The sequence below is a fragment of the Trichloromonas sp. genome (genome assembly GCF_041583255.1).
Classification (GTDB): domain Bacteria; phylum Desulfobacterota; class Desulfuromonadia; order Desulfuromonadales; family Trichloromonadaceae; genus Trichloromonas.
Genome location: NZ_JBFHGD010000084.1, coordinates 1 through 13,316, shown reverse-complemented (window position 1 = coordinate 13,316; position 13,316 = coordinate 1). Strand labels below are relative to the sequence as shown.

The following is a 13,316-nucleotide window of genomic DNA, read 5'->3' as shown; positions in this document are numbered from 1 at the left end:
GTTTTCAGTTTTGCAGCATCGGCGCTTCGCGGCCGGCTTCGGGCTCCCAAGTCTTCGCCGTCAGGCATCGCGGGTCGCGCCGGCGGACGGGGCCGGGGCAGCCGGGGCGACGGCAATCGGCACGGCCGATATCTTTACTCGTTGAATTAACTATAATAATCGCCATTATCGGTTCGGCGGAAACCGTGCGCGATCCCAGGCGGAGGTATTGACTCATGGCTTTTTTCACCAAGCGCTATCATCCGGCGGGAACCTCGCCGGGAGCTTTTTGCTTATGCACGGTGTGAAAAAGGGCGGCTTGCAAAACGTCTATTCTTTGTTTAATTTTATATATCCTGAATTGATAACGGTGTGCCGGAGGTGAGGACATGATGATTCGGGTTATGTACAGCGACTGGCGGCAGGACCTGGTCACCCCCGCGGCTCTAGATCGTCTGCTGGCCTTGAAGCGGGTCAAGAAGTTCAAGCGATTCAGCGGCTGGGTTCATGTCGGCCACGACAGAATCCGCGGCGCCGGCGGGGGGCGCTACGGAGGGGCCGATCGGAGGGTTGCATCACCCGGAGCGAGCAGAGCGGCGAGTCACCAATAGCCCGCATACCCGCATACGTCTTGGTTTAAAGGCCTGGGGATGGTTCGGTCATCCGCAGGCTTTTTTTGGTTCTTCGCCTGCGGAATTCCTGATCTTTGGAACCCTGGAAAATCGCCAAAATGCCTTGAACCGTCGCGACTGCCGGTGTACACTCTGCCTTCCACGCCCAGGGGGGCACAAATTACCGTTGCAATCGAGGCGATCCGATGAGCATGACTGCGCTGGTGGATAAAACCAGAACCTTGCTGGAGATGATCAAATTCTCCCACACCATCTTTGCGTTTCCTTTTGCCCTGATGGGCGTGGTTCTGGCCTCCCTGGCCAGTGGCGCCGCTCCCGGTATCGGGCAGATTTTCTGGATCTGCCTGGCGATGGTGGGCGCCCGCAGCGGCGCCATGGGGCTCAACCGCATCATCGACGCCCGCATCGACAAGGAAAACCCGCGCACTGCCGAGCGGCATATCCCGGCGGGCAAGATCTCCCGCACCGAAGCCTGGCTGTTCGTTGCCGTCTCCTTCGCCGCCCTGCTGCTGGCGGCCTGGATGCTCAATCCCCTCTGTTTCTACCTGGCCCCGGTAGCGTTTTTCTTTTTTGTTCTGTACGCTTACTGCAAACGGTTTACCGCCCTGGCTCACGTGGTGCTCGGCATCTGCCTGGCTGCCGCGCCGATAGGAGCCTGGATCGCCCTGCGCGGCGACATCGGCTGGCAGGTCGTGATCCTGGGGCTGGCGGTGCTGTTCTGGGTCGCGGGGTTCGATATATTCTATGCCCTGCAGGATCTGGAGTATGATCGGGAAAAGGGGCTCCACTCGATTCCCTCAAGGCTCGGGGTCGAGCGTTCGCTGCTGCTGGTCCGGGCCTTTCACGGGATGATGGTCTTTCTGCTGCTCCTTCTGCTGGTCGGCACCGGCCTGGGCTGGATTTACTTCCTCGGGGTCGTGGCGGTGAGCGGAATGCTGGTCTATGAGCACCGTCTGGTCAAGCCCGATGACCTGTCCCGGCTCGACGCGGCTTTTTTCAACATGAACGGCTACATCAGCGTGACGATTTTCGCCTTTACCCTGCTCGATGCCCTGGTCTGACTTTGGCTTTGAACAAATCACCAAGTAACCGATCACGGACTTTATGAAACAGATCGTCGTCGCTATCACGGGAGCCTCCGGATCGGTTTACGGAGTGCGCCTGGTCGAGGAACTCCTGAAAGCCCGGTGCCGGGTGTCGCTGCTGCTGACCCGCTCCGGCCTTGACGTGTTGCGCTATGAGACCGGATTGGATTGGCAGGGGACCGTTTCCGAGCGCCTGGAGCAGATGCGCGCCACTTTCGCTGCCGACAGCCTGCTCGAGCATTACGGCGAGGATGACCTGTTCGCCCCGGTGGCCAGCGGTTCGTCGGCCCCGGACGCGATGGTGATCTGCCCCTGTTCGATGGGCACGGCCGGGCGGATTGCCGCCGGGCTCGGCAGCAACCTGGTCGAGCGGGTCGCCGACGTGGCCCTCAAGGAGCGTCGCGAGCTGATCCTGGTCCCCCGGGAGACCCCGTTCAACCGGATTCACCTGGAAAACCTGCTGCGCCTGTCCCAGGCCGGCGCCCATATCCTGCCGGCCATGCCGGCTTTTTATCACAAGCCCCAGACCATCGACGAGCTGGTCGACTTCGTTGTCGGCAAGGTGCTCGACAGTCTGCACATCAAGCATCGGCTGTTTCAGCGCTGGGGTGAACAGCCCCCGATTGCCTAGAAGAGAGTCATGATCAAACTGTTTGAAAACCTTCGCGTCAAAGTCAAAAACGGCGTCCGCATTTCTGGCGCCGAAGCCCTTGACCTGTTCCGCTGCAACGACCTGCTGGCCATCGGTGAGCTGGCGGCTTTGGCCAACCGCCGCAAAAACGGCGAGCGGGTGTATTTCAACGTCAATCGCCACATCAACTACACCAACATCTGCGTTAACCGCTGCACCTTCTGCGCCTTTTCCAAAGACGGCAAGGAAGCAGGCGGCTATACCCTGGCGCTGAACGAGATCCTGGCCAAGGCGGCCGAGGCGAGTACGGCCGGGGCCACCGAAATCCACATGGTAGGCGGTCTGCATCCCGATTTGCCCTTCGATTTCTACCTGGAGATGCTGGCGGCGATCAAGGCCGACAACCCCCGCCTGCACCTGAAGGCATTTACCGCGGTGGAGATCGATTACTTCGCCCGAATCACCGGGCAGAAGGTGGAGGCGGTGATCGCCGAGCTCAAGGCGGCCGGCCTCGATTCCATGCCCGGCGGCGGCGCCGAAATCTTTGCCGAGGAGGTTCGCGAGCAGATCTGCCCGGAGAAGATTTCCGGAGAGCGCTGGCTGAACGTGACCGAAAAAGTCCATCGCGCCGGCCTCAAAACCAATGCCACCATGCTCTTCGGTCATCTCGAGTCGTACGAAGACCGCATCGATCACCTCGGGCGCCTGCGCCGGCTGCAGGACAGGACCGGCGGTTTTCAGACCTTTATCCCGCTGGCCTTCCAGCCGGATAACACCCGGGTGCCGGGTGCCAGGGGGGTGGGCGGGGTCGACGCTCTCAAGACCCTCGCCATCAGCCGCCTCTATCTAGACAACTTCCAGCACGTCAAGGCCTACTGGGTGATGCTGGGGCTGAAGATCGCCCAGGTCGCGCTGGCCTTCGGCGTCAATGACCTCGACGGCACGGTGGTCGAGGAAAAGATCGGCCACGATGCCGGCGCCGATTCGCCCCAGGCCATGAGCAAGGAGCAGATCATCGAGCTGATCCGCAAGGCCGGGCGGGTTCCGGTGGAGCGGGACACGCTCTATAACGAATTGAAAGTCTATTGAACGGGCAGGGGCCGACCTGCGTCTCTGCCCTGTTGCTTCACGTGGAAAGGTCAAGGGCCGACTATTGGGTCTGCCCCTGCGAGAATTGAATGCTGGAACGTATTTTCAAGAAAATAACCAAGGGCGAGGCGATCAGCCGGGATGAGGCCCTGTTTCTTCTGACCGAGGCCGACCTGCTCGAAGTCGGCAAGCTGGCCGATTGCATCCGCCGCAAGAAGCATCCCCACAACCGGGTGACCTTTGTGGTCGACCGCAACGTCAACTACACCAACGTCTGCGAATCGAAATGCAAGTTCTGCGCGTTCTACCGCGCCGCCGGCGACGCCGACGCCTACCTGCTTGACGTGGAGACGATCTATGCCAAGCTTCAGGAGCTGGTCGACAACGGCGGAACCCAGCTGCTGATGCAGGGGGGCTTGCACCCCGCACTTACGATCGACTGGTTCGAGGCGCTCTTCCGCGGGATCAGGGCGCGCTTTCCCCAGCTGCAGATCCACTCCCTGTCGCCGGCCGAGGTGATCCATGTGGCCAAGCTCTCCGGCCTCTCCATGCCCGAGTGCCTGCGGCGGATGCAGGCCGCCGGGCTCGATTCGGTTCCCGGCGGTGGTGCCGAGGTGCTGGTCGATACGGTGCGCCAGGAGATCTCGCCCAACAAGATCGGCTGGCGCCAGTGGGCCGAGGTAATGGAAGAGGCCCACCGCCTGGGGATGCGCACCACCGCGACCATGATGTTCGGTTCGAAGGAGAAGCCGGCCGATATCGTCGAGCACCTGTTCCGGGTTCGCGAAATCCAGGCCAGAACCGGCGGTTTTACCGCGTTCATCCCCTGGACCTTCCAGCCGACCAACACCGAGCTGGGCGGAGAGACTGCCAGCGGCGTCGAATATCTCAAGGTGCTGGCCCTGTCCCGCATCGTCCTCGACAACGTGCAGAACATCCAGGCCAGCTGGGTGACGCAAGGGGCGCGCATGGCCCAGGTGGCCCTGTTCTTCGGCGCCAACGATCTCGGCGGCACCATGCTCGAAGAAAATGTCGTTGCTTCGGCCGGCTGTTCCTTCCGCATGTCGCAGGAGGAGGTCGTCGAGCTGGCTAGAGGCGCCGGCTTCCTCCCGGCCAAGCGCAACACCCTCTACCAGATTCTGGAAGAATATTAGCAGCAGCCACAGCGGCACGGAGATCCAATGGCGGGATTATTGGGAAAAACGTCCTCTGAGCCCCCGTCTCTCTGTGGCAAGAGCCTTTTTGATTTGGAGAAGACATGATCCCCTTGCGCAAGAATATCAAAGAGATGGCCGGCTATGTCCCCGGCTTTCAGCCCCGGGACGAGGCGGCCTGGATCAAGCTCAACACCAACGAGAATCCCTATCCCCCCTCGCCGAAGGTGGTCGAGGCGATCCTGGCCGAGCTCGGCGGCCGCGGCGAGGCGCTGCGCAAGTATCCCGACGCCGCCAGCCGGCTCGGTCGCGAGGAGGCCGGCCGGCTCTACGGCTTCGACCCCTCCTGGGTGATCATGGCCAACGGCTCCGACGAGCTGCTCAACAACCTGATCCGCGCCTTTGCCGGCGAAGGGGAGGAGATCGCCTTCGTCCATCCCTCCTATTCCTACTACGCGACCCTGGCCGAAATCCAGGGCGCGCGGGTGCGCACCTTCGGTTTGACTGAGAAGTGGGAACTGGCCGATTTTCCCAAGCGGTACGAAGGCAAGCTCTTTTTCCTGGTCAACCCCAATGCTCCTTTAGGTTTCACCTACCCGCTCGAATTCATCGAGGAGCTGGCCGGCCGTTGCGCCGGGATGCTGGTGGTCGACGAGGCTTATGCCGATTTTGCCGACGAGAACGCCCTGTCGCTGGTGAAAAAATACGAAAACGTGGTGGTGACCCGGACCTTCTCCAAGAGCTATTCGCTGGCCGGCATGCGGCTGGGACTGGCCGTCGCCCGGCCGCAAGTGATCGAAGCCCTCGACAAGATCCGCGACCATTACAACCTCGATCGCCTGGCCCAGGCGGCGGCGGTGGCGGCGCTGGCCGACCAGACCTATTTCGCCGACTGCGTCCGCAAGATCCGCGAGACCCGCGCCTGGTTCACCGGCGAGCTGCGGGTACTCGACTACGGGGTGATCCCGTCGCGGGCCAATTTCCTCTTCGCCACCCCGCCGGACCGCAACGGCAAGCGGGTGTACCAGGGGCTGTTCGACCGCAAGATCCTGGTGCGCCATTTTTCCGACCCGCTGCTGTCCGAAGGGCTGCGCATCTCCATCGGCACCCGCGAGGAGATGGAGCGGACCCTGGAGGCGCTGCGGGAGATTGGATAAGGGCGGTAATTGGTGACTAGTGACTGGTGATGGGTTAACCTCCGGGCAGGTCTCCTCGCTGCTGCTGGCCTGGTACGGCCGGGCGGGGCGGCAGCTCCCCTGGCGGCAGACCCGCGAGCCCTACCGCATCTGGCTCTCCGAGATCATGCTGCAGCAGACCGGGGTCGATACGGTCATTCCCTATTACCTGAAATTCCTCGATCGTTTCCCCGATGTGTCGACCCTGGCTGATGCCGAGCTGGATGCGGTCATCGCGCTCTGGGCCGGGCTCGGCTACTATTCCCGGGCCCGCAACCTGCACGCCGCGGCAAGACAGGTGGTCTCCGCGCATGACGGCCGCTTCCCCGCCGACCTGGCGTCCCTGCAGTCCCTGCCCGGGGTGGGCCGCTCGACCGCCGGGGCCATTCTCGCCATCGCCTTCGACCGCAAGGGGGTGATTCTCGACGGCAACGTGCGCCGGGTGCTCTGCCGCCTGTTCGCCCTGGAGCAGGATCCCCGCGCGGTTGCGGCCGAGAGACAGCTCTGGTGCTGGGCCGAGGCCCTGACCCCCGAAGACCGTCCCCACGACTACGCCCAGGCGATCATGGATCTGGGGGCCACCGTCTGCACGCCGCGCCAGCCGAAGTGTGCGGCCTGTCCCCTGGCGGGTCTGTGCAGGGCCAGGGCCGCTAACCTGCAGCATGAGCTGCCCCGCTCCCGGCAGAAAAAGACGGTCCCGGTGCAGACCCAGGTGGCCCTGCTGCTCGAGCGCTCCGGCCGGCTGCTGGTGCGCAAAAGGCCGCTCGACGGGATGCTCGGCGGGCTGTGGGAATTCCCCGCCGCCGCCGTAGCCGCAGGCAAAGACCCTGCTTGCGCGGCCCGCAAACTGCTCGCCGAGCTGGGGCTGGCCGGCGAATTGCGGGAGGCCGGCGCGGTGCGCCATGCCTACAGCCATTTCAAGCTCGACCTGCACTGCTATCGCGGCGCGGTTGACGGTCCTCTGCTGGTGGCTGAAGCCGGCGAGAGTCGCTGGCTCGAGCTGGCCGAGCTCGGGGCCATTCCCCTGCACGGTGCGCACAAAAAAGTCCTCGCACTTCTTGCCAGCAACCGGTGAATCTGCCATGATGCGGTTTCTTTTCTAGCCCCCGGAGAAACCCATGCCCGATACCCCCATCCTGACCGATTCTGCCGCCGTAGCCCGATTTGCCGAAGAGCTCGCCCTGGAGACGGTGATCGCCGTCGATCTCGAAGCCGATTCGATGCATTGCTACCGCGAGAAGGTCTGTCTGCTGCAGTTCACCACCTCCGCCCGCACCGTTCTGATCGACCCTTTGTCCGGAGCCGACCTGTCCGTGCTCAAGCCGGTCATGGCCGATGCCTCCGTCCGCAAGCTGTTCCATGCCGCCGATTATGATATCCGCTGCCTGGCCCGGGACTTCGGTTTCGAGGTGCGCGGCCTGTTCGACACCATGATCGCCTGCCAGTTTCTCGGCGAAGAGAAGGTCGGGCTCGCCGATGTGCTGGGCAAGTACTACGGGGTCCAGCTCGACAAGCAGTTCCAGCGCGCCGACTGGGCGCAGCGTCCCCTGTCGGGCGAGATGATCCGCTACGCGGCGGAGGATACCCGCCACCTCCATCGACTGGTGGAGCTGCTGGAGCCCCGGCTGCAGGAAAAGGGGCGGCGGCAGTGGGTCGCCGAGGAATTTGCCCTGCTGGAGGAGGCCCGCTTTACCGAGCATGAGGGTCCGCTTTTTTTGCGCACCAAGGGGGCCGGCACCCTCGACCGCCGTCAGCTGGCGATCCTGGAGGAGCTGCTGCAGTGGCGGGAGGGCGAGGCGCAGCGGCGGGTTTGTGCGTCGTTTAAGGTGTTCGGCGGCAAGGGGCTGATCGAGATTGCCCGGCATGCGCCGGTGAGCCTGAAGGGCCTGGTGGCGATTGAGGGGGTCTTTCCGCGGCTGGTCGATCGTTACGGCAAGAAGATCCTGGCCGCAGTGCAGGTGGCTATGGAGCTGCCGGCTGACAGGCTGCCCGTCTATCCCCGCACGCCCCGGCCGGAAAAAGACCCGGCGGCAGACAAGCGGCTGCTCTTTCTCAAGGAGTGGCGCAAAGGCAAGGCCGAGGCGCTGGAAATCGACCCCGGCCTTCTGATCAACAACGCCCTGCTTGAAACCCTGTCCCGGCAGGTTCCCCAGACCTTGGCGCAGCTTGCAGAGGTTGCCGGCCTGAAGAACTGGCAGCGCCAGGTGCTCGGTGAGGAGATCCTCAACGTTCTGAAATCCTCCCAATAATTCTCAGGCAATTATTGCCACAGAGACACGAAGCCACAGAGATAAAGATTAGCCTGGTGAAGTAATCCACGACCCGAGGTCCGACGGTAATGGTCATTGGCCTTCACCCGAGCAATTGAGCAGAAGAAAACTCTGTGTCTCTGAGCCTCTGTGGCTAATGATTTTATTCCCGTTTTCCCGGAATGCCCGGCTCGGTCATGGGCCGGGGGTCGAGAATTTTATCGAGTTCGGCTTCCGGCAGCAACCCCTCTTCTTTAGCCAGCGCCCGTACCGTCTTCCCGCTTTCCCAGGCTTTTTTGGCGAGGGCTGCCGCCTTGTCGTAGCCGATGACCGGCGCCAACGCCGTGACCATGGCCAGGCTCTGTTCCACCAGCGATTCGCAGCGCTGACGGTCGGCCTGCAGGCCGTTCACGCATTTGCTGGTGAACTGGGTGCCGGCTCTGCCCAGCAGTTCGATGGCCTGCAGCAGGTTGTGGGTCATCAGCGGCATCATGACGTTGAGTTCGAAGTTGCCGGCCAGGCCGCCGAGGGTGATGGCGGCGTCGTTGCCGACGACCTGGGCGCAGGCCTGGATCAGCGCTTCGGCCATCACCGGGTTGACCTTGCCGGGCATGATCGAGCTTCCCGGCTGCACCGCCGGCAGAATCAGCTCACCGAAGCCGCAGCGGGGGCCGCTGCCGAGAAAGCGGATGTCGTTGGCTATCTTGAACAGCGCCACAGCGCAGCTTTTCAGTGCGCCGCTGGCGGCCACCACGGCATCCTTGGCCGACTGGGCTTCAAAGTGATTGGTCGCCTCGCGAAAGGGGAGCCCGGTGGTTTCGGCCAGTCCCTTGATCACCCGGCCGGCGAATTCCGGGTGGGTGTTGATTCCGGTGCCGACCGCGGTCCCTCCCAGCGGCAATTCGTAGAGCCCCTCGCAGGCCGTCTCCAGCCGGCGGATCGCCGCCGAAACCTGGCGGGCGTAACCGGAGAACGATTGTCCCAGGCGGATCGGGGTGGCGTCCTGCAGGTGGGTGCGGCCGATCTTGATAATATGGTCGAATTCGCCGGCTTTTTCGCCGAGCGCTTCCTGCAGGGTGAACAGGGCCGGGATCAGGGTGCGGCGGATTTCGACGGCGGCGGCGAGGTGCATGGCGGTGGGAATGACGTCGTTGCTCGACTGGCCGAGGTTGACGTGGTCGTTGGGGTGAACGGCCCGGCCCCCCTCGGCCTGCCCCAGCAGCTGGTCGGCACGGTTGGCGATGACCTCGTTGGCATTCATGTTGGTGCTGGTGCCGGAGCCGGTCTGGAAGATGTCGAGCACGAACTGGGCATCCAGTTCGCCGATGATCACCTCTTCGGCGGCTTCCATGATCGCCATGGCCCGTTCCCGGTGCAGCAGCCCCAGCTCCAGGTTGACCTGGGCGGCGCGCTGCTTGATCATTCCCAGGGCGCGCAGGAAGGGGCGGGGAAAGCGGATGCCCGAGATCGGAAAATTCTCCAGGGCGCGGGCGGTCTGGGCGCCGTAAAGGGCCTCTGAGGGAACGCTCATTTCTCCCATCGAATCATGTTCTTGGCGGGTCGCTGTCATCGGACCTCCATGGAAAGAGAAAAGGATTGGAATTACAGCGGGTATTGCAGGGGTGTTGTTGAGCATAGCAATCTGCGCCAGTCTGTCAACGGCAGAGTTTGCGTTTCAATCAGACTAATGATTTGTAGACGTTTTTTATTCTCGCTAATTGTTGGGCCATCCGGTAGAATCCTGCTCCATGAGTAACCTGGCCTTCATCCTGATCCTCTTTTCCGCCCTGATGCACGCGCTCTGGAACCTGCTGGTCAAGCGCAGCCGGGACAAAACCGCCTTCATCTGGTGGATGTTCTGTTTTTCCGGGGCGATGTTCAATCTGAGCCTGCTCTTCGTCTCCGAGCCCTTCCCCCCCCTCACCGGGCGTATCCTGCTGCTGGGGCTGGCCGGGGGTGCCTGCTTCGTTGGCTACCACCTCTTCACCGGCCGCGCCTACCAGCAAGGCGACCTCTCGCTGACCTATCCTTTGGCCCAGACCTCGATGGTCTATGTCCCGATCTGGGGGATGCTGCTCCTGGGCGAGCGGCTGTCCCTGCTGGGGGCGGCGGGCATCCTGCTGATCATCTTCGGCGCCTACTGCGTGCAGCTGCGCGCCCTCTCTTTTTCCGAAGTGCTGCGCCCCTTTCGCAGCCTGGGCGAAACTTCGGTGCAGGCGGCCCTGGCCGCCGGCTTCATCTATTCGGTCGGTTCGGTCATCGACAAGACCGGGGTCATGGATTACCATCCCCTCTACTTCACGTACCTGCTGGTCATGTTCATGTTCGCCATCATGTCCTGCAACCTGCTGCGCCCGTCCCAGCGCGGCCGCATCGCCACGGAATGGCAGCACAGCCTGCGCCTGGTGCTTGTTTCCGGGCCGATCATGATGGGGTCGTTCATTTCCTTCCGTTATGCTCTCAAACTGGCCCCGCTGAGCTACGCCGTGCCGGTGCGCCAGGTCAGCCTGCTGATCGGGGTGCTGATCGGGGTGCTGTTTCTCGGCGAAACCTGCGGCCGTATCCGTTTTCTGGCCGCCCTGCTGATTCTGGCCGGGGTCTGCCTGGTGCGCCTCGGCTGAGCTGAAGTGGTCGCCACAAAGGATTTGCCGGAGCTGCCCCTTGCCGGTATGATGGGAGCAATTCAGCACGGAAGGGACCTCTGATGAAAAATCTGGCGAATTTCTTTTTTGAAGTCGGCATGCTCAAGCGTACCCCCCGCACCGGCTTCCAGTTTCTCGGCAGCGGCGCCGAGTCGGTCGCCGAACACTCGTTTCGGACGACGGTGATCGGCTATACCCTGGCCATGATGGACGGCCAGGTCGATGTCGGCCGGGTGCTGCAGCTCTGCCTCTTTCACGACATCCCCGAGGCGCGCACCGGCGATCTCAACTACGTCAACAAGAAATACGTCAAGGTTGCTGAAAAGCAGGCCGTCGATGATCTGGCCAAAACTCTCCCCTTCGGCGAGGAATACCAGCGCAACATGTCCGAGTTCGCCGCCGGCGACAGCCGCGAGGCCCTGCTGGCCCACGATGCCGACCAGCTCGAAATGATCCTGGCGCTCAAAGAATACAAGGATCTGGGCAACCGCTACGCCGACGAATGGTACCCGTTTGCCGTGCGTCGGTTGAAGACCGACCTGGCCCGTCGCCTGGCGGAAACCGTCTGGAGCACCGACTCGACCCGCTGGTGGTTCGACGAGGACGAAGAGTGGTGGATCAAGGGAAAGCGGGAAGAATAAGCCGGCTCTTTCCTTTGGATTAAGCCCTTTTCAAGAGGGTATACGGCGTTGACAGTGGGGGATAAAAGTTCTAAAGTGCGAGTTTATTTCGATCCTGTGCGACGCTTTGGCGCCCACGCATTCCGTCAGCGAAGGAGCACCCATGAAGGTTCTCATTACCGATGAAATTTCCCAGGAAGGCCTGCAGCCTCTCCTTGACGACCCGCGCATCAGCCTCGACGTCCGGCTCAACCTGCCACTCCAGGAACTTTACAGCATTATCGGCGGCTACGACGCCTTGATCACCCGCAGCGGCACCCGCGTCGATGCGGCCCTGCTCGAGCATTCCGGAAACCTCAAGATCGTCGCCCGCGCCGGGGTCGGCATCGATAACGTCGATGTCCCCTGCGCCAGCAAGAAGGGGATCATCGTCGTCAACGCCCCCTTCGGCAACGTCAACTCGGCGGCCGAGCACACCATGGCGATCCTCCTTTCCCTCTGCCGCAACGTGACCGTCGCCAACGCCTCGCTTAAGAGCGGCGAGTGGAAACGCGCCCCCTTTACCGGCTATGAGCTGAAGGGAAAGACCGTCGGCGTCATCGGCCTGGGCAAGGTCGGCGGCCGGGTGGCCTTGCGCTGCCGCGCCTTCGAAGCCAACGTGCTGGCCTGCGACCCCTATATATCGGAAAAACGCGCCGAAGACCACGGCGTCAAGCTGGTGCCCCTCGAGGACATCATCCGCTATGCCGACATCATCACCGTGCACACCCCGCTCAACGAAGAAACCACCGACATGATCCACGGTGAGCACTTTGCCGGCATGAAGGACGGCGTGATCATCGTCAACTGCGCCCGCGGCGGCATCATCAGCGAGGCCGCCATGCTCGAAGCGCTGGAGAGCGGCAAGGTCACCGGCGCCGCCTTTGACGTCTGGAGCGAAGAGCCGCCCTCCACCGAGGTGCTCAAGAAGCTCATCGCCCATCCCCGCATGGTGGTCACTCCCCACCTCGGGGCCAACACCTTCGAGGCGCAGAAAAACGTCGCCGTCGACGTCAGCCACGAGATCATCAACTATCTCGACGGCCGCCCTATCGAGAACGCGGTCAATATCCCCCGTTTCGATCCCGACCTGATGGAGCACATGAAACCGTTCATGGTTCTGGTCAGCAAGATCGGCGAGTTTATTTCCCAGCTGGCGCCGCCCAATCCGAACAAGGTCACCTTTTCGTACAACGGCAAGATCGCCCGCTACGACTGCGCGCCGCTGACAGTCTGCGGCCTGGCCGCCCTGCTCAACCGGCAGACCGAGCAGGAGGTCAACATGGTCAACGCCAGCCTGGTGGCGCAGAACATGGGGATCGTCATCGAAGAGGTGCGCACCACCGAATCCGAGTCGTTCTCCAACATGGTGACCCTCACCATCGAGGCGCCCGAGGGCAAGCGAACCATCGCCGGCACCCTGTTCGAGGGGATCCCCAAGATCGTCAAGATGCGAGATTTTCAGACCGACTTCTCCCCCGAGAAGCACATGCTGGTGATCAGCTACGAGGACAAGCCGGGCCTGATCGGCAAGATCGGCACCATTCTGGGCGAAGCTAACGTTAACATCGGCAATATGAGCCTCGGACGCAAGGCCAAGGCCGGCGAGGCGATGGTGACTCTCTCCATCGACAGCCCGGCCGACGAAGCGACCCTCGAAAAGGTCGCCAGGGCCGTCGACGCCAGCTTTCTCAAGGCGGTTCTCATGCGCGACTAGCGCCCCGCGAAAAAATATAAACAACAAAAAAGCGACCCGCGGGTCGCTTAAGTGCTGCGTGACAATTCTTTTAATTCCTTTTATCCCGGATCAATTTCCGCAGACGTCACAAACAAGGAACGGACGAACTATACAACCACAACAAATAAAGGTCAATTATTATCTTATAATTCATACTGATAGGGCATAATTTCACCACGACCGTCCCCGCCATTCGCGAACTGAGTGCATCTCCCCGGAAGCCGGGACCAAGCCGCTTGGACCGTTTCTCGGCTGGGCCCGATTTTCGCGGCTTGACTCCACC

General features: G+C 62.2%; 12 protein-coding genes. 11 read left to right on the top strand and 1 reads right to left on the bottom strand.

Going from position 1 to position 13,316, the window contains the following annotated elements; genetic code table 11:
- Window positions 1-368: 368 nt before the first annotated feature.
- The 8 genes from ABYV89_RS08565 (at window position 369) to ABYV89_RS08530 (ending at window position 7,994) form a co-directional block, all read left to right on the top strand.
- The gene (locus tag ABYV89_RS08565) at window positions 369-590 is read left to right on the top strand and encodes a GSU3473 family protein (protein WP_432822535.1); all 222 of its coding nucleotides are present in this window, start codon (window positions 369-371) and stop codon (window positions 588-590) included.
- A 206-nt stretch (window positions 591-796) separates the two neighbouring features.
- Window positions 797-1,672: a UbiA-like polyprenyltransferase gene (locus ABYV89_RS08560; protein WP_432822534.1), complete on the top strand. Its 876-nt coding sequence runs from the start codon at window positions 797-799 to the stop codon at window positions 1,670-1,672.
- Window positions 1,673-1,715: 43 nt separating this feature from the next.
- On the top strand, window positions 1,716-2,327 hold the full coding sequence (locus ABYV89_RS08555) for a UbiX family flavin prenyltransferase (RefSeq protein WP_432822533.1): 612 nt from the start codon (window positions 1,716-1,718) through the stop codon (window positions 2,325-2,327).
- A 9-nt stretch (window positions 2,328-2,336) separates the two neighbouring features.
- Window positions 2,337-3,416, top strand: a complete 1,080-nt coding sequence (gene mqnE, locus ABYV89_RS08550) for an aminofutalosine synthase MqnE (protein WP_432822532.1) — start codon at window positions 2,337-2,339, stop codon at window positions 3,414-3,416.
- An 89-nt stretch (window positions 3,417-3,505) separates the two neighbouring features.
- Window positions 3,506-4,570 carry a cyclic dehypoxanthinyl futalosine synthase gene (mqnC, locus tag ABYV89_RS08545; RefSeq protein ID WP_432822531.1) on the top strand — a complete coding sequence of 355 codons (1,065 nt, stop codon included), beginning with the start codon at window positions 3,506-3,508 and terminating at the stop codon, window positions 4,568-4,570.
- A gap of 104 nt (window positions 4,571-4,674) precedes the next feature.
- A complete protein-coding gene (hisC, locus tag ABYV89_RS08540) occupies window positions 4,675-5,727 on the top strand; it encodes a histidinol-phosphate transaminase (protein WP_432822530.1) in 1,053 nt (350 codons plus the stop codon).
- A 19-nt stretch (window positions 5,728-5,746) separates the two neighbouring features.
- On the top strand, window positions 5,747-6,820 hold the full coding sequence (gene mutY / locus ABYV89_RS08535; RefSeq protein WP_432822529.1) for an A/G-specific adenine glycosylase: 1,074 nt from the start codon (window positions 5,747-5,749) through the stop codon (window positions 6,818-6,820).
- Window positions 6,821-6,863: 43 nt separating this feature from the next.
- The gene (locus ABYV89_RS08530) at window positions 6,864-7,994 is read left to right on the top strand and encodes a ribonuclease D (protein ID WP_432822528.1); all 1,131 of its coding nucleotides are present in this window, start codon (window positions 6,864-6,866) and stop codon (window positions 7,992-7,994) included.
- Between the two features lie 163 nt (window positions 7,995-8,157).
- Here ABYV89_RS08530 and ABYV89_RS08525 read toward each other — a convergent pair whose 3' ends face one another.
- Window positions 8,158-9,564, bottom strand: coding sequence for a class II fumarate hydratase (locus ABYV89_RS08525; RefSeq protein WP_432822527.1), 1,407 nt, complete (start codon window positions 9,562-9,564; stop codon window positions 8,158-8,160).
- 178 nt (window positions 9,565-9,742) lie between these two features.
- Here ABYV89_RS08525 and ABYV89_RS08520 point away from each other — a divergent pair, with 178 nt between their 5' ends.
- The 3 genes from ABYV89_RS08520 (at window position 9,743) to serA (ending at window position 13,012) form a co-directional block, all read left to right on the top strand.
- Window positions 9,743-10,615: an EamA family transporter gene (locus ABYV89_RS08520; RefSeq protein ID WP_432822526.1), complete on the top strand. Its 873-nt coding sequence runs from the start codon at window positions 9,743-9,745 to the stop codon at window positions 10,613-10,615.
- Between the two features lie 83 nt (window positions 10,616-10,698).
- Entirely contained in the window at window positions 10,699-11,277 is a 579-nt protein-coding gene (locus tag ABYV89_RS08515; protein WP_432822525.1) for an HD domain-containing protein, read from the top strand.
- A gap of 142 nt (window positions 11,278-11,419) precedes the next feature.
- On the top strand, window positions 11,420-13,012 hold the full coding sequence (serA, locus tag ABYV89_RS08510) for a phosphoglycerate dehydrogenase (RefSeq protein WP_432822524.1): 1,593 nt from the start codon (window positions 11,420-11,422) through the stop codon (window positions 13,010-13,012).
- Window positions 13,013-13,316 lie beyond the last annotated feature (304 nt).